This window comes from Candidatus Zixiibacteriota bacterium (genome assembly GCA_034439475.1).
Taxonomy (GTDB): Bacteria; Zixibacteria; MSB-5A5; order GN15; family FEB-12; genus JAWXAN01.
Genome location: JAWXAN010000074.1, coordinates 19,630 through 40,058, shown reverse-complemented (window position 1 = coordinate 40,058; position 20,429 = coordinate 19,630). Strand labels below are relative to the sequence as shown.

Sequence of the window (20,429 nt, the reverse complement as noted above, 5' to 3'; positions counted from 1 at the left end):
CTTATCTCTTGGAAAGCAAATCCGTTATCAACCCAGGAATTTGCTCCGTCATTTTCCGCTCGACCCCGCCAATCTGCGCAACTGACTCGTTTCCGCCCCCGCGAAGCCCGAGCGATTGACAGAGTGATTTAACCAACTCGTTTGCTTTGTGGCCTGTAGTTTGTGAGACAGAAAGCACAAGTCGTTCCTGAGACGTAATAATAACCACGCCGTTTATACACATCGCAAGCTGGGACGCCAACGGGCTGAGCAATGCAGGGTCAAGATTATCGTCATGGTGGAACAGGAAGGGCGTTTTCGAGACTCTTACTTTCTTTTCTGCAAGCTGAGCGACCAAAGTTGGGAGGAGAGCTTCTTGGAGCCCCTTTATTTCGGTCCGGGCAGTTTTATTGTCTGACAAGAGTTTTTGCACCTTTGATAAAAGATCGGAGGGATGGCAGGTCAGAAGCTGGCTCAATTCTTGGGTTACTTTGAAACGAAAAGCGTAGTCAGCCAATGCTTGTTCTCCGGCAAGGAATTTTACGAGTATATGGCCGCGCATCTTTTCAGGCCCGATGATTTTCACCAAACCGATTTCCGAGGTTTGTGAGCAGTGCGTTCCTCCACAGGCGGACCAATCGTAGTCTCCGATTTTGATAATGCGGATAATTCCTTCGCGTGAGGACGGCTTGCGAAGCGGTATAGCAGCAAGTTCATCTCCTGTTGCAAAAAGTATTGAAATCTCAAGATTTTGACTGATTAAGTCATTTACACTGCGCTCTATGGTTTCGATTTGTTCGTCGCTTATCCCCGATGTCTGCAATTCCACCGCCCCGTATTCTTCGCCAAGATGGACTGAGACAGTTTCCATCTTCAATAGGTGTGTAAACGCCGCGCTGAGAAGGTGCTGTGCAGAGTGAAGTTGACGGTTTCGCTTCCGACGAGTTTCATCGACAACCCCCGTAACTAAATCACCCACCTCTCCAGCAGGATTTGTTGAAAGATGCCAGACTTGGCTCGATTCGCTCTCGATAACTTCCACGACCTGTTCTCCGCCAAGAACACCTTTGTCATGAAGCTGGCCCCCAGATGTGGGATAGAAAGCTGACCGATCAAGCACGGTATAATACAGGTCTTTGTGCATTCCCTTCGACGTAATTGTCGCCTCGAACGACAACAGGCTGGGATTGGTGTAATATAGCCGCTCTGTCATAGTTATAAAGAAACAACATTAATAGGGATTATTCAATATAGGGCGTATGATTTAATGAACTTGGGCTGCGAAATCAATGGCTTTGAGCGACCATAGTATTGGAAAGCTCTCCGATTCCGGCTATCCGCACTACAATTGTATCACCCGGCTTCATTGGAGCGATACCTGAAGGAGTGCCTGTTGCAATGAGATCACCCGGTTCGAGGGTCATAACCGAAGAGATATAGCAAATTATAGTTGGAATCGAAAATATCATCTGGGAAGTGTTTCCGGACTGCATAACATTATCGTTGAGTATCCCTTCGACCTGCGCATTTGCAAAATCAATGTCATCCCTCGGAATAATCCATGGACCAACGGGACAAAACGTGTCGAACCCTTTAGCGCGTCCCCACTGGCCGTCTTTTTTCTGAAGATCGCGGGCTGTGACATCATTTACACAGGTAAAGCCAAATATATGATCGAGTGCGGTCTCTTCCGAAACAAATCGCGCGAGTTTACCAATAACGATACCGAGTTCGGCTTCGTAATCTACTCTTTCGCTCTGTTCCGGATGAACAATGCTTTCCTTTGGCCCAATGACCGACGACGGCGGCTTCAGAAAAATCAATGGCGTATCTGGAGGTTTATCAGCTGAGAAGGATGCGCTGACATGGGCATGGTAGTTTAATCCTACACAAACTATTTTAGAAGGCGTCACCGGCGCCAGCAGGCGAATTTCTTGGACATTTAGCCTCTCGCCGGTCTCACTTCCTCCCTCCCATGGGGCAAAGTTCAATACGGAAAGTGCGCCCTCTCGGATCACCCCAAATCGGGAAAGTATGCTTTTCTCTGTTGAAAACCGGACAAAGCGCTCATTATTCATTCAGATAATCCTCTGAGGAAGTTTTCAATTGATTCTTTGTTTGCCTGCTTGTCATAACCTCCTTCGAGATTACAAATAACTCTGCCATTGCAGAATACAGCGGCAAACCTCTTGAGACGAACTCCTATCTGATAGAACCCATCGCCGGACATTGCGCATCCGCCAATAGGATCGCGGGCATGGGCATCGAATCCGGCGGAGACAAATAGCATTTCGGAATGATAGTCTTCCAAGGCAGGAATAATTGCGATATCGAAGCAGTCAAGTACCTCCCGGTCGCCGCTTCCGGCCTTGAGAGGACAGTTTAATGTATAGCCCAAGCCCACTCCTATCCCTCGCTCACTTGCCGCGCCTGTTCCTGGATAAAAAGGGTACTGATGCAGCGAAGCAAAGAAGCAGTCACGTCGGTCATAGAAAATATCCTGAGTGCCGTTGCCGTGATGGACGTCGAAATCTACAATTGACACTCGTCCCAGAGGATACGAATCGAGCGCATACTGTGCGGCAACGGCAATCGAGTTGACAGGGCAGAATCCCATACCTCCGGCGCGTTCGGCATGGTGTCCCGGCGGGCGGCCAATGACAAACGAAATGTTCGTTTTGTTCGACACCGAATTGTCTACAGCGCTGAGAAGCAGATCGACCACATCACACACCGCTTTGAACGATGTCGGCGTTACGTAGGTGTCGCTATCAAGAAATAATAACAAAACGTTCGCTTTCAATTTGTCGATGTAGTTCCTCTCATGCACTCGGTAAATGGGCTCAGTTCCATGTTCTGTCGGACTGAATATTTCAATGTGCTGGGGTGGCGATGTATTGAGCCAGTCAAGGACATCGTCGAGCTTGTCTGCGCGCTCGGGATGTCCCGCAGGGGCGCTGTGTTCATCAGCGTTTATTGCAAGCCCTATCCCTATTGTTTCCATGTACTAAATTAACCGAAACAAACGCGCTCGGTCAACGGTCATTAGACCTTCTTTGCCTGCCACTTATTCAACGAAAACCAATACGCCAGAATGAGCGCCTTGATTGTAGTACTAATGGTCAATGTCCACCACACCCCGTTTATGCCCCATCCGAGGGTGTTTGCAAGAAAATAGGCCATCGGGATCCGAATGAGCGCACCCGGCAGCATAACGATCATAACTGGCAGGGTGTCTCCGGCGCCGTTGAACGCCCCTTCGAGAACTATCTCGAGAGCCATTGTCAATTGCGATAGGCCGAGTATAATAAGATAATCTGAGGTGATTGCGATGACAGCCTGATCATCGCTAAATATTGCCGCAATCTGGGTAGACAGTGTCAGAAAGAGAATAGACATAATAGCTGTCACAGCCACGCCAAGTCCCGCTGCTCCCCAAGCGCACTTTGCAGCACGGTCAGGCTTGCCGGCCCCGAGATTTTGACCGACCATCGTGGCCGCAGCAATAGAAAATCCGGTGCAGGTCAAATATCCGAACGATTCCATCCGGTTGCCGATTCCCATTGCGGCCCCAGCCGAAACTCCAAAGCTGTGCACGAGGTCTATAAGAAACCAATAAACCAAAGCAAAGCTCAAGTGCTGGACTGTGGTGGGAAGTCCGATTCGGGCAATCTTGCGAATGCTCTCCCAATGAGGACGAATGGAGCGTACATTTCCTATCGACAAACCGAGCCGCCCCGAAAGAAGACAACGGCTAATCAGAGCCAGCCCGATAGATTCCGAGATCGCTGTCGAGAGTGACGCACCTGGGACTCCAAGCTCTGGAAACGGACCGATACCGAAAATTAATAATGGATCGAGGATTATGTTTATCGTAACAACCAGGATCCCAATCTTGGCCGGGGTCTTAGTGTCCCCTGCTGCTCTAAATATGGCATATGAGGTATCAATGAGAGTAAACATAAGCGCGCTTGCGAAAAAAATTCTTAAATACGGGAGGGCATTATTTAGAGTCTCGGGTACAGCCCCCATTACCGAAAGAAGCCACGGCGCCGCCACTATACCAATAACAGATGTCACCAGCGCAATGCCTGCGGAGAATAATATCCCCTGCCTGGCATAGAAACTGGCCTGCGCGTAATCTTTGCCCCCGATAGCGCGAGAAACTAGGGCGGTCAACCCTATTGAAACGATAGACATCAGAGCAAACATAGGCCAGATGACCACTGTTGCGGAGTTTACCGCATCCTGAGCCTCCGGCCCGATTTTGCCAACCCAGAACATATTGGTAAGGTTGAGAATGAATATCATAAACAGGCCTAGCGATGCGGGAATGGCAAGCGAAAAAACCGATCTGACTATTGAGCCTTCGGTCACTCTATTGCGGTTTTCTTCCATTTGCTTTTGCATATATACACCACGCCCCTATCAATTGACGAAAGCGGATGCAAAGCTAAGTATGGAGAGAGAACTGAACAAGCTCAAAGGCGGCTGAAGAAATCAAGCGCGAGGAAATAACTTTCAAAGCCAAGTCCGCTTATCTGGCCAAGGCAGACAGGCGCAATAACAGATGTTTTGCGAAACTCTTCGCGAGAATTGATATTACTGATGTGGACTTCAATTGTTCTAATAGAAACAGCAGTTATAACGTCGCGGAGGGCATAACTATAATGCGTCAGTGCGCCGGCATTGAGTATCATGCCATGAGCTCCCGGACTATTCTCCTGCACAAAATCAATAAGTGCGCCTTCGTGATTCGACTGAAAGAAACGAACACTCAGACCATTCTTTCCAGCCCTCAATGAAAGCTCACTTTCGAGATCCTTAAGGTTTTTAGTCCCGTATATCTCCGGTTCGCGTGTACCGAGAAGATTCAGATTTGGCCCGTTAACGACTAAAAGCGTTCGCACGCGTCCCTCCGACTATCTTGTAATCCTGCAAGGCCAGCTTTAGCGCCTCGACCACCTGCATCTTTGAAACCTTATCAGTAATTATCGGCTTTCCGAGTGATTTTAACAGAATAAAACTTTGACCGGAAGATGTCCGTTTTTTGTCAAGAGTCATAGCAGACAACACCTTTGGACTCTCTATTATCCGATGCGGAACCCTGGCAAGCATTTCCAATGCAAGATCGTTATAACTCTCGAGACTTGGTTTGTCAGCTGAACCGGTCAAACGGCTCAAATGCAAAGCCCCTATTACCCCGATGATGACAGCCTCCCCATGAAGTAATTTGCCATATCCAAGACTTGCCTCTATTGCATGAGCGTAGGTGTGCCCGAAGTTCAGAATTGCGCGCATTCCAAATTCGCGTTCATCTGCCGATACAATCTTCGCTTTGTATTGAACAGACAGGGAAATCAGCTTCTCAAGCTCATTGTGGCTCAAGTTCTCTTGTTTCATGCAATATTTCTGAAGAGGCGCGAGGAAAGCCTTACCTTGAAGACCGGCATATTTTAATACCTCTCCGAGACCGGCGGTCATTTGCCTGCCCGGAAGAGTCTCAAGAAATTCGAGTTCATTGCAGACAAAATTCGGCTGCCAAATTGCGCCGATGAGATTTTTACCTGTCGTATGATTAATCCCGGTTTTGCCTCCGATGGCGGCATCGACCATTCCAAGCAGCGTCGTCGGAAGAGCAACCCAGCGCAGTCCACGTAAAGTGGTAGCGGCGGCATACCCTCCGAGGTCGCTTGTCACACCTCCCCCGCAGGTAAGAATAATATCCTGCCGCCTGACTTTTTCCTGAAGCAGAAAATCATAAATGTGACTCAACACCGACAATGATTTCGCCTTTTCTCCCGAAGGGATGACGAACTCCTTAATTCGTGACTGTGGAATCTTTATGGAGTTAAGAATGGTTTTGTAATGGAGAGCGTATACATTGGCATCGAATAACACAAATAAGCGGTTATCATCGATTAAGCTTTTTAGTTCAGCACCGAACTGCGGTAGGACCGATGAACCGGTTAATACCGGATATGACCGCTCTTTTAGTCTAACGACTGTTCGAACCATGCAGGCCTTCCAGCTTTTCAACAATGCTGCGGCAAACCTGGACAGGTGTTCGCTGCGTGGTCGAGACTGAGATGTTTGCCATGCGATAATATCTTTCTCTTGTTTTCAACAGAGTTGAGATTTTCCGCAGTTGTGCCTGCCTCAGCGTTTCATTCCTCTTGGGATCCACATACAATAGAGGCCTATCACTTTGCGTTTTGAGCCTTCGATATAGCTCTTTGACTGAACAAGACAAATATACCATCACCGCGTCTTCCCTCAAAACTTGCCGAGTCTTTGAATTCATCGTCGCTCCGCCACCGATCGAAAGCACGTCCTTAGATTCTCTAGTTCGGAGTATTCCGGCTATTGCTTCCTCTTCCAATGTTCTAAAATAATCCTCGCCACGCGTCTGAAATATTATCACAGTGGGCACCATACATTGCCTCTCAATCAATTTGTCGACGTCAATGAATGTGTATCGCAATGCTTTTGCAAGCAGTGGTCCCACCGTTGATTTTCCAGATCCGGAAAAGCCAATCAGGGCTATTTTATTAGCGTGTCCCCACTTCGTGGCTCGGTTCTTTATTGTCATCCGGATTCCCTGCCAAAAACAGATGAATAGATAGGTTCAAAGGGCGCTGATTGTCCCGCCCAGATATCAAACGATTTGAGTGCCTGACCAACCAGCATAGCAGACCCATCAACTGTAATCAATCCCATCTCTGTCGCCTGCCTAATGCTCTTGTTTCCTTCGTTGTAGTTCAGATCGTAGTAAATCGAACCTTTTTGCAATGAAAAGCTCGAAGGAATGGCGCTGATCTGATCCTGATTCCACCCGCCGACTGGTGTGCAATTGACCATTAGCTCGACATTTTCTGGTGCAAGACTTGTTTCTTGCATGGGTGACATAAGCTGTATTTCGATATTTTTCATTCGACCTTCCAGGGAGTCCTTAAAGACTTGCAACTTCTCGGCTGATCGCCCATAGACAATAAAACGGTTTACCTCAAAGTCGACATGAAGGGCGTACACAACTGCTCTTGCCGCGCCTCCGCATCCGAGGATAAGCGCAGTCTTATATTTCAATTTGTCAGTGTATTCTCTCAATGGAATACAAAATCCATGGCAATCAGTGTTGTAACCATGGAGCTGTCCCTTGCTCACCGCCACTGAGTTGACAGCATCGACCGTTTGCGCTATCGGATCTATATCTTCAAGCAGTGGAATTATTTGACTTTTGTACGGAATTGTTACAGACAGTCCGGTGAATCCATGTCCAACAATTTCCTTTAGACGTTCCCCAAGGTCAGTTGAATGAATTGTGAATATCTCAAAGCTTCCGGTTTTGCCGATCAGCTTGAATATTGCCTGAAAGATATCCGGTGATTTGGAGTAGTGGACATTATTGCCGATAAGTCCAAACTTAAGGTCGTCGCTCATCGAGCGACCTTCGCAAGCAGATCGTAAAAAGTCGGGCACGAAATGGCGACCACTGATGAGTCGTCAATCACCGATGGACCAACCGCAACCATAGCCGCAATCGAAAAAGCCATCACAATCCGGTGGTCATTATATGAATTGATATCGGCGCCATGAAGTTCATTTGAGCCTTCAATTGCTAAGCCGTCTTCAAGCAGGCCAACTTTGACCCCCATACTCCTCAAGTTCTCGGCAATAGCGGCCAGTCTATCTGACTCTTTGACTTTAAGTTCGCCAGCATCGCGAATAATAGTTGTGCCCTCGGCGCAAGCCGCAATGACAGCAACTATTGGAATCTCATCAATGAGTCCGACAGTCATTTCACCAGAAATCTTCTTCCCTTTTAGTTCCCCTCCTATGACGGTAACGTCTCCTCTGTGTTCTCCAGAGACAGTGGATTTCTTATCGATGGTAACGGCGCAGCCAATTGCTTTTAAGTAGTCCAGAAATTCGGTACGCGTTGGATTGAGACCGACCCCTTCGACTGTTACAGCTTTTCCGGAGATCGCCGCCAAGGCAAAGAAATATGCTGCTGTCGAAATATCTCCCGGTATGTCGATAGTTCCAGCTTCGATTGTCGAATGTGGCTTGAGGTGGATTCGCCTCTTGTAGTCATGAGGATGAATCATTTTCTTTTTACGTGGGTCATTCGGGTCTTCGAGCATGACTGCTTTTGTATCTTCAACTTCGATTTCACCACCCAAAGCCGCAATCATACGCTCGGTATGATCGCGGGTCAGAAAATCTTCATAGAGCGTGACCGAACATCCCGAAGATAATCCAGCCAGAAGAATTGCGGATTTGACCTGAGCCGATGCCACCGGCAGGCGGTACTCAAACGGCAGAAGCGAAGCTCCTCTGACTTTTAGCGGAAGATGGCCGTCGGTGTCGAAGAGTTCGGCTCCCATAGCGGTGAGTGGAGCGACAATTCGCTTCATTGGTCGTGAGGACAAGGATTCATCGCCGGATAGTATCGCCGAGCATTTGCTCCCGGCCAGAAGTCCGGCAAGCAGTCGCGCGGTCGTCCCGGAGTTGCCGCAGTCAAGAATTGTCTCTGCTTCAACCGAAAGTGTGCTTGGCGGAGTCAGTAATAGTTTACTGTCTATCTTTTCAACGGTCACACCCAACTGACGTGCAATCGAAAGCGAAGTCTGACAATCCGCGCCGTCGGGGAAGTTGACGACTGTGACGGGATTTCTGGCTATTATGGATAAGAGGGCGGAGCGGTGTCCGATAGACTTGTCGCCCGGTACACGCAATGTTCCGCCGATTTTCTTTGCTGGTTTAAGCGGAAGTTTCATGCGCAGGTACGACCGACTGCCGGTGCGATCCGTCGCATGTCATTCATCAGACTTTCAAATTCAGAAGGTATAATCGCCTGCGCTCCATCAGAAAGCGCCTCTTCGGGCTTGTGATGGACTTCGACCATAATCCCGTCGGCTCCTACAGCAATCGAGGCCCGCGAAAGTGGGATGACTTTATTTCGTCGCCCGGTCCCGTGACTCGGGTCGGTAATGATAGGCAGATGACTCAATCTTTTCACATACGGCACAGCTGACAGATCAAGTGTATTGCGAGTGTGGTCAGCAAACGTTCTCATCCCACGCTCACAGAGAATGACCCGCCTATTCCCCTCAGCCAAAATATACTCGGCGGACATCAGCAGTTCCTGTAAAGTGGCTGAGTTGCCTCGTTTAAGCATTACCGGTTTACTAAGCCGACCGGCTTTTCTGAGCAAAGAAAAATTTTGCATATTCCTCGCGCCAATTTGAATTATGTCTGAATACTCTGCCACAAGTTCGAGGGTCTCGGTGTCAGTGGCCTCGGTAATGATAAGCAGTTTGTACCGGTCCCTGACTTCTGCAAGAATTTCGAGTCCTTCTTTTCCCAATCCCTGAAAACTGTATGGGGATGTGCGCGGTTTGTATGCCCCGCCGCGAAATATCTTTGCGCCGTTTGAAGCGACGGCCTCGGCAATTGTGAAGCACTGTTCGCGGCTTTCGACAGAACAAGGCCCGGCCATGACCACAAACTCTGGTCCGCCGATTTGTACGCCATTTATGTCAATTACTGTGTCATCGGGGAAAAACTCACGGCTTACCAATTTGAACGGCTGAGTAACATGGATAATATCTCGAACACCGACAAGTGTTAGCAGACGGTCGGCGTCGACTTGGGCCTTGTTCCCTGTGACACCAATGGCTGTCCTTTGCGCACCGGGCATAGGGTGCGCTGAAAGTCCCATCCGTTCTATCTCTTTGCAGACATGCGCCACCATTTCGGGTGTCGCGCTGGTTTCCATTACGATAAGCATCTATTTCTCCACATGTATGTGCTGTCTGGTTAGGCTTGGGATGCAAACCAAAGTAGCATTGAACGATATCTGGATTGTTGACATAAACGATACGAAAATTCGTTACATCTCCTCCGGCGCGGCAAGCCCAAGCAGGTAAAGTCCTTCCTGTAGGACAATCCTCGTAGCGCCGACCAAAGCAATTCGGGCGGCAGATAATTCGGCGTTAGCGGATATGATTCTGTCAATTCTTCCTAACTCATCTTTCCTCTGATAGAATTTATTAAATGCCCCTGTAAGTTTAAGCAGATAATGTGTGACAAAATAAGGGTCATACTGCCGCGCGGCGTCGGTGATAGCGGTCGGAAAATCAGCGAGTAGTTCTATGACTCGCTTCTCTTCTTCTCTTTCAAGTAACGCATAGTCGACTGTCGCGTTCACCGGTTTGCCATAGTTGCGTATGAGCGAAGAGAGTCGGGCATGGGTATACTGAAGATACGGGCCGGTCTCGCCATCAAAATTGAGTACTTCTTCCCAAACAAAGTTCACATCCGTCTGGCGACGAACCGACAACTGTGAGAAAAGCACTGCGCCGACGCCGATGGATTTTGCGACTGAGTCAAGATTAGCAAGTTGAGGGCTTTTTTCTTTGATTCGCTCGGTGATCAGCTCGACCGCCCGGTCGATTACGTCTTCAAGCAAAACAATATTGCCCTGACGCGTTGACATCATTTTGCCGCTGAACTTCACCCAGCCAAATTCTATATGTTTGACCTTACCCGTCATCCGTTCTGATTCGGACAAATTCTCCGCCTGCTCAAGCAAATTAATGACTTTTAAACATTGCCTGAAATGATCGGCTTGGGCCGAGCCGACAACATACAGAGATTCATGAAAATAATATGTCTGCCACCGGTAAATAAGTCCGGCAAGGTCGCGGGTGATATAGAGCGTTGCGCCATCCCGCTTTTTCAATAGCGCTGGCGGAAGATTAGGATCATCGAGTTCAACAATGAGCGCACCTTGGGAAACTTTGGTCAGACCTGCTTTTTCAAGCCGTCCAATGACCGAATCCATCTTATCATTAAAAAATGATTCTCCGATTACCAAATCAAACTCGACTCCAAGCATTGAATAGATTCGGTCAAATTCAGCATGGGAAATTGTTTTGAATTTCTCCCACAACCGCACAGCATCAGGGTTACCCTGCTCTAATTCTTTGAATGCTTCGCGGGCCTGATCGTTGAGCGTCGGATCGACTTCGACTTCTTTGTGAAATCGGACGTATAGGTCAAGAAGTTTCTTAACGCTATTGCCTTCGAGAGTTTTATCGTCTCCCCATTTTTTGTAGGCAACAATCATTTTCCCGAATTGCGTCCCCCAGTCGCCGGGGTAATTTATTCCAGTGACTGCGTAACCGAGCTTGAGATAGATCCGCCGAAGCGAATTGCCAATTACGGTTGAGCGCAAATGCCCGATACCAAATGGCTTGGCAATATTGGGAGAGGAATACTCCACCAGAAAAGTCTTATGTGTCCCAACAATCGACTTACCATACTCCGTCCCATCGGAAATGATCGTACGTACCGTCTCCTGTCCAAGACTCGATGTGTCGACCACAGCATTCAGGAAGCCGTTCACTCCGACGCACCGTATCGACATTTCTTTGCGGCCTTTCAGTTGTCTATTAATCTCCTCGGATACCTTTGCGCTGACCTGTTGCGGAGGTTCTTTAAGAAGTTTGACATACCTGAAGATTGGAAACGAAAAGCGTCCCATTGTGGCATCTTTTGGCTTTTCAAGCTCTTCATATATCTGAGTCTTGCTGAATAATCCAGAATCGCCGACCTCTTGGAACTGATCAGGATATAACCGTCGGAATGCCACAGACGTGGCTTCTGCAAAACTTACTCTATATTTATCTTTTGTCATTACTTCCATACGCTTCCAATCTCTATCTGCCAAATATCAGCTAACATCTTGCGGTTCGCAACTTCAATGTTCTTCTGAATAATGGGACTTGGAAACGAAGAATTACGTGAGTTATCAATCAATAGCCCTGCGTAATGAACGAAGCAGTTGTCCGACCGCTTTTCGCCCTCCGGCGAACGAGTTATCATTGCGAATCCGCTCAATTAATGCCGAGCCAATCACAACGCCGTCGCTGTAGCGAGTCATGAGACGGGCGGTCTCAGGTGTCGAAACGCCAAAACCCGCAACAAACGGCTTGATTAGGTCCTTTTTGAGCTTTTTCAAGTAAGACTCCGTCTCCGCGCTAAATTTCGATCTGGCTCCAGTCACACCAGCGACTGTCACCGCATAGACAAAATCAGTCGATGATCGGTCAATCAATTTAATTCTCTCTTTTGAGGATGTCGGAGCCACTAAAAATATGGAGCTGAGCGAAGCCTTCCCAACTGCCTGTCTCAGTTCACCACTTTCTTCTACTGGTAAATCCGGTATGATTAACCCATCTACACCAGCATTTGAACATTCCATACAAAATCGCTTCAGTCCAAAAGCTAAAATCGGGTTGTAGTAGCCCATAAGCACAAGCGGAAGATTGATCTTTCTTCTTAATTTACTGACATCAGCTAGGATACTCATTAAGCTGATATTATTTTTCAATGCTACCTGTGATGAATACTGCACCGATGACCCATCGGCCAAAGGATCTGAAAACGGGACGCCCAATTCTATTATGTCCGCGCCGGTATCTACGGCCTCGTATACCAAATCGAGAGATTGCGCCCGGGTTGGGTATCCTACGGTAAAGAACGGAACAAGCAATTTTCGCTTGCCGCGATTATTGAGGAGATGGCCGATTTTGGTCATTTTTTGACGGGCTTTTCTTTGAGAATTATCGGGAGGTCCTTGTCACCTCGTCCGGAGAGACATACCACCACTCTTTGCCTGTTGCTGAATTTAGCAGGGTTGTTGATAAGATGTGCCAGGGCATGCGAGGTCTCAAGCGCCGGAAGAATCCCCTCAAGTTTTGTCACAAGTCTGAGCGCAGACATTGCTTCTTTATCAGTAGCTGAAACATAGACCACACGCTTGGAATCCTTGAGGTACGAATGCTGAGGTCCAACCCCCGGATAATCAAGTCCCGCAGAAATTGAATGTGGCAGTGTTATCTGTCCGTGCGTGTCGAACACAAGATAGCTGAGCGAGCCATGCAGAACGCCCGGCTTCCCTTTTGTAAGCGTGGCGGCATGCTTTCCACTTTCGAGGCCATGACCCGCAGCTTCGACACCAATCAATCTGACAGACGTGTCACCAAGAAACTCATCAAAGATTCCGATGGCATTCGATCCGCCTCCGACACAGGCGATAACTACATCGGGTAGTTTCGACCACAGTTTTTTTGCCTGTAATTTTGTCTCTCGGCCAATCACCGATTGGAAGTCTCGAACTATCATTGGATAGGGATGCGGGCCAACAGCCGATCCGATAATATAAAAAGTGTTCTGAATATTTGTTACCCAGTCACGCATTGCTTCGTTCGTGGCATCTTTGAGCGTCTGCGAACCGGAAGTCACCGGAATAACGGTCGCTCCCAAAAGTCGCATCTTCTCGACATTGGATGCCTGCCTGACAACATCCTCAGCCCCCATATAGACCACACACTCAAATCCAAAGCGGGCGCAGACGGTAGCGGTCGCAAGTCCATGTTGACCAGCGCCGGTCTCGGCGATTATTCTCTTCTTCTTCATCTGCCGCGCGAGAAGAATCTGCCCGACTGTATTATTGATTTTGTGCGCCCCGGTATGATTGAGATCTTCGCGTTTGAAGTAAATCTTCGGACCGCCTATATGTTTGGTCAGACGTTCGGCAAAATAGAGCGGTGTCGGCCTTCCGACAAAGTCAGCCAGATGCCCCTTAAGTTCACTTTGAAAAGCTTTGCTCTTTTTGATCTTAGTGTACGCTTGCTCAAGTTCCTGCAGCGCGAACATGACTGTCTCCGGAACATATTGGCCGCCGTATGCCCCGAAACGGCCTCGCTTGTCAGGCATAGAAAGTCTCTTATTTGCCATAACGTATCGCATTACACTGGGTGAAAAATTGTTTAAGCTTTTTCTGTGATTTGACACCCAGCGAACTTTCCACCCCGGAGTTCACATCGACTATCATGGGACAATAAGCCTTAACTGCTTTTGCAACGTTATCGGCATCGATTCCGCCGGCTACCATAAGATTCCGCAGTGGGGCTGCGGGCCTAAGCCTCCAATCAAAAGGTTTCCCCGTACCTCCATGTTTTTCCTCTGATGTATTATCAAGCATTATTATTTCAGCTTCACTTTCGGCTATTGTCAAAAAGTCTTTCTTGGTCCGAACGGTAAACGACTCAATCACTTTCAGCCCATTTCGCTGCAGCGTACGAATGGTCGAGTTGTCACGTAAACCATGTATCTGCGCAAAATCAAACCGCAACTTATCTCTGAGCCGTAATATAGTCTCCGTTTCTTCATTTACAAATACCCCTACACTTTGAATAACGGGCTGCAGGGAACGGACAATCTCCTTTGCTTGCTTTTGAGAAACGAAGCGAGGCGAGCGATTAAATAAGATGATGCCGATAAGATCGGCTCCAAGTTCAATCGCATAACTCACAAGAGCCACATCCTTCATCCCACAGATCTTGACTTTAAACCGTTTCAAGCCAAGCCCCTCAATTCATGGAGAAGCGAAACCGGATCATCTGATGTCATGAGCGACTCACCGATGAGAAAGTTATTATAGCCTGATTTCTGGAGCCGCGATATGTCCTTATGCGCAAAAAGTCCGGATTCTGCCACACGGACAACGGATTCCGGAATTATCGAAGAGAGTCCTTCCGCAGTCTCAAGCGACACCGAGAAATCGTTGAGATTGCGATTGTTTATTCCAATGATATCGGCACCTGCAGAAATCGCCACAGCAAGCTCCTCTTCGTTATGAGCTTCGACAAGACAATCAATATCAAGTTCTTTAGCCAATTTCAGATATTCCTTCATAGTCTCTACCGGGAGCAAGGCGGCAATAAGTAATATAGCATCTGCGCCCATATGTCTCGCGAAATATACCTGATATGTGTCAATAATAAAATCCTTACACAGAATAGGCAACCCCGATGCTCGTTTCGCTGCCGCAAGATAATCATGATTACCAAGAAAGAAGTTTTGCTCTGTCAAGACAGAAATTGCTGAAGCCCCGCCCTCCTTATATTGTCGTGCGTATCGCGCCGGATCAAAATCCTCAACAAACACTCCTCTTGAGGGGGATGCCTTTTTAATTTCAGCAATAATTCGTACATCATTTCTATGAGAATTGCTCAGGGCGTCTTTGAAGGAAATACGAGGTTCTTTAATTTGAAGATTCTTGAGCACATCAAGCGGCAAAAGCGCTTTCTGACGTTCAATCTCAATTTTCTTCGCCTCGCATATCTGCCGAAGGATACTTTCGCTCACACCTGAACTCCTTCGGGGATATACCAACCGTGGGAATCTTCTCGTTTGACCTCAACATCTTTAAAATAGCGATAGTATAGAAACGACGATACCATATAAAGACCTGCGGCGATACAGAGCGTCGGAGCATAACCATATTCTTCAATCATCTGCCCGCCGACGATTGCCGAAAGCATCCATGACCCCGTCCAAGAAATCATGAGCAGGCTGTTCACAAAGCCCTGCTCGTTTTTCTCTGCCAATTCCATGGCGAAATTAGTTCCAATCGGAACTCCCAAATTCATAAGTCCTCCTCGAGCAACAAATGCAATCAGCGCAAGTGGCAGGTAATCGGTGAATGCCAATATAAGCATAAAGGGAATAGACAACAGCTCGGTCATGACGATCGTCCTGACGAGTCCAAACCGTCGAGTAAGGAGCGGTCCTGCCAAAGTCCCAATAAACATTGAGGCAGTGACAAGGGCGTAAAACAGACCAATCACTTTGGGAGACAATCCAAATCTGTCCCGAAAGTAAAGATTGAGAAAGGGAATTATCATTCCAGCCCCAACTCCGACCAGAAAGCGGGCAAAGATAATCTTAAAATAGAAGTTACCGCGTTCCTTAAGCTGTTTGATAGAAATCCGTATCGGTTCGACGTCGTCCGTTAGCGCTTTTGCCTTTATCATTGAAAACGGAATAAGCGCGGTAAGCCCAGTCATTACACCGAGGATCATCGTGTATCGGTATCCCAAGAGAATGTCTCCGGTGTAATCACCCAGTACTGTCACCAATGTGCCTGCCCCGATTGCGCCCGCCATTCCCGAAAGCAGAAGAACCGCAAATCCTGCTGAGAAAAGATATGTCCGCTCCTTTGGAGTCGAATTCCTCATATAAAACGGAGCCGAAGCAACCCTGAAGAAGGTATATGCACAGCCTGCGAGAAACGAAAAGCAGACAAAAAAGAACAGTTGGCTCTGGTGAATCAGCAGAAGACTGAATCCCGCAAAAACAACACAGCTGGCCATCAAAATCGGTTTCAATCTAACCCACGCAAGAAGCAAAGCGACGGGGATAGCCATAAGGGCTATGCCCCCCGCTCGTCCGGCAATCACATTCCCAATCTCTCCTTCACTTATTCCGCGCTCTCTTAAATACAAATTCAGCAAGAGTTGAAACACTTCAAAATTAACGCCCATGAGAAACGAACCAAGCAGGAATAACCGCGCATTGCGGGAGAACATTTTGACATGGGATAAATATTCTCTGAATGTACTTGTAGCCCCAACGTGTGTCTGATGCCGCTTGGATTTACCCTGAATATTAGTTGGCATCTACCCGCACTGACTCGGCTACCACCGCGTTGAGTTTTTCTCGTGCATCACCGCTGTCAATTGCCTCCGATGCCCGCCCGGTTCCATCTCCGATACTGTCTGCATGTCCGGCCACATATAACATTGCTCCAGCATTGAATATGGCAGCATCACGACATGCGCTCTTCTTTCCATTCAGAACATCTTCAAGAATAGAAAGATTCGCCGACGCATCTCCGCCGGCCAACGCGCCTTTTGGGTACATGATCAGACCGGCGTCCGTTGGCTCTATCGATGCCGAATTGCGCTTTCCATCTTTGATTTCAATATAATCTGTAATTGCGGAGACTGAAAACTCATCAAGTCCATCGCGCCCATGGAGGACCAACACGTGCTTAGAACCAGTCAATTCCATAACATCGGCTATCAATGGCATTAATGATCTATCATACACACCGATAATCTGGCGTGTGACCCCGGCCGGGTTCGTCATCGGACCAAGAATATTAAATACCGTGCGAACACCGAGTTCTTTACGAACAGCAGTAGCATGTTTCATTGCCGGATGGAAACGCGGAGCGAACATGAATCCGAATTTGAGTTCCTCGATTGATCGCAATACACGCTTTTCTCCCGGGTCAATAGCCATCCCGGTTGCCTCAAGCAGATCAGCCGAACCGCATTTTGAACTGACTGAACGATTTCCGTGCTTGGCGACTGTCGCTCCAGCCGACGCCGCAACCAGAGCAGCCGCTGTAGAGATATTAAAACTATGAGAGCCGTCGCCGCCGGTTCCGCAGCCGTCAACCGCATTACTATCTGAGAGGGTCAATCGCAAGGCATGCCTCCTCATTGAATCGACAAATCCGGCGACCTCAGTCACAGCCTCCCCTTTTTCCTTCAGTCCAATAAGAAACTGAGCTATCTGACTGTGGCTGCTCGTGCCGGACATGATTTCGTCCATGCCCCACGCCGCTTCGGCTCGAGTGAGATTCTCCTTGCCAGAAATTTTCTGAATCAACGAATCAATCATCAAAGAGTCTTGAGGAAATTGTTCAGGATTGCTTTGCCATGAGGTGTCATGATCGACTCCGGATGAAATTGAACGCCATACAGAGGCAGACTTCGATGTTGTAACCCCATAATGACACTGTCGTCAGTCCAGGCAGTTGTTCGGAAGCACTTCGGCAATGTCGACGGCTCTATCATCAGAGAATGATAACGTGTGGCCGTAAATGGCGAGGGAATATCTTTGAAGAGCGCTGCGCCATCGTGCTCGATCTGCGATGTCTTGCCATGCATGAGGGTTGGCGCATACACAATCGAACCGCCATACACTTGTCCAAGCGCCTGATGTCCCAGACAAACGCCGAGGATTGGGATATTGCCATCGACCTTGGTTATGAGCTCGTTCATAACACCAGCGTTCTCCGGTCTTCCGGGACCCGGCGACAAAACAATTCCCGAAGGATTCATGGCCATTAAAGATTCAGTCGTCTCGGCATCGTTGCGAATGACAGTCAATTCTGCCCCCAACTCGCACAAATATTGCACAATGTTATAAGTAAACGAGTCATAGTTATCGAGCATAAGAATCATTTAGAAACGTCCCCAACGATCGCTTGGATGACACCCTGCGCCTTGGCTTCTGTTTCCAGAAACTCTCGACTTGGATTGGAATCTGCCACAATTCCGGCTCCGGCCTGAACATAATACGCCTCTTTATTTTTCACTATAGTTCGAATCGCTATACATGAATCAAGGTTCCCCCAGAAGTCAAGATAGGCAATGGATCCGGCGTAGACGCCTCTTCGTTGGCCTTCGAGTTCATCAATAATTTCCATAGCTCTGATTTTCGGAGCTCCGGACACTGTTCCAGCCGGAAAACAGGCAAAATGGCCGTCAATCGGCGAGTATTCTTTTTGAAGTTTACCTACAACTGATGACACGATATGGATGACGTGCGAATATTTTTCAATAGTCATCCGCTCCTTGACTTGCACACTTCCAGGAACACTCACCCTGCCGACATCGTTTCGGCCGAGGTCGAGCAACATCGTGTGCTCGGCAAGTTCTTTTGGATCGGCAAGCAAATCGGCGATGTTTTTTTCATCTTCAGATTGATTCTTACCTCGTTTTCGAGTCCCAGCAATTGGCCGTGTTTCAATGAGGTCATTCTCTATACGAACCATCATCTCCGGCGAGGAACCTATGATTGAACACGATCCAAAATTGAGCAGGAACATGTAAGGCGAAGGGTTGATGCGACGAAGTCTTCGATAGACGGAAATTGGAGATTCACCGCTTGTAATTCTCCATCGGCGAGAAAGAACAACCTGAAAGATGTCTCCTTCTTTGATATACGATTGTGCCTTCTTCACCATTCTGGTAAACTCTGGTTTTCCGCAGAGCGAAGTCAGCGACACTTTCGCTTTTTGCTTGGCCCCTTTCGGCAAGCGAAGCGGGGCCGCAAGACCTCTGACAGTCTGCCCTATTATTTCCACCGCCTTCTTATATTTATGTTGCAAGCCCGACGCATTCTTTTCATTGAGTATATTTGCAATAATCAACAGCTCTTGTTTGAGATGGTCAAAGACCAGGATATTATGATAAAAACAGAAACGGCACACCGGCAAACCTATTTCGTCGTCATTGCTGCTTGGAAGCCGCTCAATCCATCGTATGGCATCGTATGAAAAATAGCCAACCCCTCCTCCGGTAAAACGAGGAAGTCCTTCGACTTTTGCCGGTTTATAGACCGCAAAAAGTTCTTTAAGAAATATAATGGTCGGCATAGCTATTATCTGACGCTCCTTGTCCTTGAAAACAACAACTTCGTCTTTGCTCCCTTCAATTTTGAGATAAGGGTCAAAACCGAGAAAAGAATAGCGAGCAAGTTTTTCGCCGCCTTCAATCGATTCAAGGAGAAACGACTCTGTCTTCCCTTTGCTGAGTTTGATAAATGCCGAGACCGGCGTTTCCAAATCCGATGGAATGCGAACAAACAGCGGAATCACATTCGCCGTTTTATTAAGTTTTCGCACTTCTGAAAAACTAAGCATCAGATTTCGGCTGTTCCTTGGGCAATAAAAGACACTGGCCCCTTTATGCGCACGATATTGTCATCGGCGCTCCATTCAACCATAAGCGTACCCGTTTGAAACTGCACTTCGCATTTCCTCTCAATCAATCCGAGCATGACCAGAGCGCAGACTGAAGCAGCGGCTCCGGTTCCCGATGACTCGGTCTCTCCGACTCCACGTTCCCATTCTTTCACTTCAATTTTCTTTCGGTTGATCTTTCGGACGAATTCGACATTCGTGCCGTGGGGAAAGTAGCTCGAACTCTCGATGTCCGAGCCCAACTCTTTCCAGCCCGATGGAATAGCATCACAGTGAACAATGCAGTGCGGGTTCCCAACCGACAAACAAGTAACTGGTACTCGTGTGCGGCCAATAGCCAACGTTTTGTTTATAAAGTACCGCTCTTTGATTCTCATCGGCAGCGATTTGGTCTCAAACGACGGCTCGCCTATCCCAGCCTCGACTATTTGTGATCGTCCAATATTCTTACCAACTACGACACTATCAGTTGTCGTAGCGGTCTGAATCGTGAACTTCTTTGTACGCGAATATTTCAGAGCCAGAAAACAGCCGGCTATGCGAAGACCATTTCCTGACTTTTCAGCCCATGTCCCATCAGCGTTGAATATGTCGGCTTTGATATCGGCCGTTTTACTTGGCGAAAGATACACAACGCCGTCTGCCCCCACACCTTTGTGGCGATCACAGAGAAGTCTGGCAATACCGCCGATTTTAATCTTATCGATCCTCGTCTGATTTGACTCGATAACCAAAAAATCGTTTTCAAGAGCATGGTATTTATGAAAGTGAGCCTTCACAGAACAGTTTCCTTGTGATACGCACTATAAGGACG

Annotated in this window: 19 protein-coding genes; all 19 read right to left on the bottom strand. The window is 47.9% G+C overall.

Going from position 1 to position 20,429, the window contains the following annotated elements:
• Position 1: 1 nt before the first annotated feature.
• The 19 genes from SGI97_10565 to dapF all read right to left on the bottom strand — a co-directional run bounded on the left by SGI97_10565 (position 2) and on the right by dapF (position 20,394).
• Entirely contained in the window at positions 2-1,192 is a 1,191-nt protein-coding gene (locus SGI97_10565; GenBank protein MDZ4724329.1) for a DHHA1 domain-containing protein, read from the bottom strand.
• 73 nt (positions 1,193-1,265) lie between these two features.
• Positions 1,266-2,057: a fumarylacetoacetate hydrolase family protein gene (locus SGI97_10560; GenBank protein ID MDZ4724328.1), complete on the bottom strand. Its 792-nt coding sequence runs from the start codon at positions 2,055-2,057 to the stop codon at positions 1,266-1,268.
• Entirely contained in the window at positions 2,054-2,983 is a 930-nt protein-coding gene (locus SGI97_10555) for a histone deacetylase (GenBank protein ID MDZ4724327.1), read from the bottom strand. The genes SGI97_10560 and SGI97_10555 overlap by 4 nt, the downstream gene beginning before the upstream one ends.
• 41 nt (positions 2,984-3,024) lie before the next feature.
• Positions 3,025-4,389, bottom strand: a complete 1,365-nt coding sequence (locus SGI97_10550) for an MATE family efflux transporter (GenBank protein ID MDZ4724326.1) — start codon at positions 4,387-4,389, stop codon at positions 3,025-3,027.
• 71 nt (positions 4,390-4,460) lie between these two features.
• On the bottom strand, positions 4,461-4,889 hold the full coding sequence (aroQ, locus tag SGI97_10545; GenBank protein MDZ4724325.1) for a type II 3-dehydroquinate dehydratase: 429 nt from the start codon (positions 4,887-4,889) through the stop codon (positions 4,461-4,463).
• A complete protein-coding gene (aroB, locus tag SGI97_10540; protein ID MDZ4724324.1) occupies positions 4,867-5,997 on the bottom strand; it encodes a 3-dehydroquinate synthase in 1,131 nt (376 codons plus the stop codon). Before aroB ends, aroQ begins: the two co-directional genes overlap by 23 nt.
• A gap of 570 nt (positions 5,998-6,567) precedes the next feature.
• Positions 6,568-7,419 carry a shikimate dehydrogenase gene (locus SGI97_10535; protein MDZ4724323.1) on the bottom strand — a complete coding sequence of 284 codons (852 nt, stop codon included), beginning with the start codon at positions 7,417-7,419 and terminating at the stop codon, positions 6,568-6,570.
• Complete coding sequence (gene aroA, locus SGI97_10530; protein MDZ4724322.1) at positions 7,416-8,759, bottom strand: 3-phosphoshikimate 1-carboxyvinyltransferase; 1,344 nt, start codon at positions 8,757-8,759, stop codon at positions 7,416-7,418. Before aroA ends, SGI97_10535 begins: the two co-directional genes overlap by 4 nt.
• The gene (gene aroF / locus SGI97_10525) at positions 8,756-9,772 is read right to left on the bottom strand and encodes a 3-deoxy-7-phosphoheptulonate synthase (GenBank protein MDZ4724321.1); all 1,017 of its coding nucleotides are present in this window, start codon (positions 9,770-9,772) and stop codon (positions 8,756-8,758) included. The genes aroA and aroF overlap by 4 nt, the downstream gene beginning before the upstream one ends.
• A 102-nt stretch (positions 9,773-9,874) precedes the next feature.
• Complete coding sequence (gene argS, locus SGI97_10520) at positions 9,875-11,692, bottom strand: arginine--tRNA ligase (GenBank protein MDZ4724320.1); 1,818 nt, start codon at positions 11,690-11,692, stop codon at positions 9,875-9,877.
• A 105-nt stretch (positions 11,693-11,797) separates the two neighbouring features.
• The gene (trpA, locus tag SGI97_10515; GenBank protein ID MDZ4724319.1) at positions 11,798-12,586 is read right to left on the bottom strand and encodes a tryptophan synthase subunit alpha; all 789 of its coding nucleotides are present in this window, start codon (positions 12,584-12,586) and stop codon (positions 11,798-11,800) included.
• Positions 12,583-13,767, bottom strand: coding sequence for a tryptophan synthase subunit beta (trpB, locus tag SGI97_10510; protein MDZ4724318.1), 1,185 nt, complete (start codon positions 13,765-13,767; stop codon positions 12,583-12,585). Before trpB ends, trpA begins: the two co-directional genes overlap by 4 nt.
• A 10-nt stretch (positions 13,768-13,777) precedes the next feature.
• On the bottom strand, positions 13,778-14,413 hold the full coding sequence (locus SGI97_10505) for a phosphoribosylanthranilate isomerase (GenBank protein MDZ4724317.1): 636 nt from the start codon (positions 14,411-14,413) through the stop codon (positions 13,778-13,780).
• The gene (gene trpC / locus SGI97_10500) at positions 14,410-15,201 is read right to left on the bottom strand and encodes an indole-3-glycerol phosphate synthase TrpC (protein ID MDZ4724316.1); all 792 of its coding nucleotides are present in this window, start codon (positions 15,199-15,201) and stop codon (positions 14,410-14,412) included. Before trpC ends, SGI97_10505 begins: the two co-directional genes overlap by 4 nt.
• Positions 15,198-16,514, bottom strand: coding sequence for an MFS transporter (locus tag SGI97_10495; GenBank protein ID MDZ4724315.1), 1,317 nt, complete (start codon positions 16,512-16,514; stop codon positions 15,198-15,200). The genes trpC and SGI97_10495 overlap by 4 nt, the downstream gene beginning before the upstream one ends.
• On the bottom strand, positions 16,504-17,526 hold the full coding sequence (gene trpD / locus SGI97_10490) for an anthranilate phosphoribosyltransferase (protein MDZ4724314.1): 1,023 nt from the start codon (positions 17,524-17,526) through the stop codon (positions 16,504-16,506). The genes SGI97_10495 and trpD overlap by 11 nt, the downstream gene beginning before the upstream one ends.
• Positions 17,526-18,092 carry an aminodeoxychorismate/anthranilate synthase component II gene (locus SGI97_10485; protein MDZ4724313.1) on the bottom strand — a complete coding sequence of 189 codons (567 nt, stop codon included), beginning with the start codon at positions 18,090-18,092 and terminating at the stop codon, positions 17,526-17,528. Before SGI97_10485 ends, trpD begins: the two co-directional genes overlap by 1 nt.
• On the bottom strand, positions 18,089-19,555 hold the full coding sequence (trpE, locus tag SGI97_10480; protein MDZ4724312.1) for an anthranilate synthase component I: 1,467 nt from the start codon (positions 19,553-19,555) through the stop codon (positions 18,089-18,091). Before trpE ends, SGI97_10485 begins: the two co-directional genes overlap by 4 nt.
• Positions 19,555-20,394: a diaminopimelate epimerase gene (gene dapF / locus SGI97_10475; protein ID MDZ4724311.1), complete on the bottom strand. Its 840-nt coding sequence runs from the start codon at positions 20,392-20,394 to the stop codon at positions 19,555-19,557. Before dapF ends, trpE begins: the two co-directional genes overlap by 1 nt.
• Between the last annotated feature and the right edge of the window lie 35 nt (positions 20,395-20,429).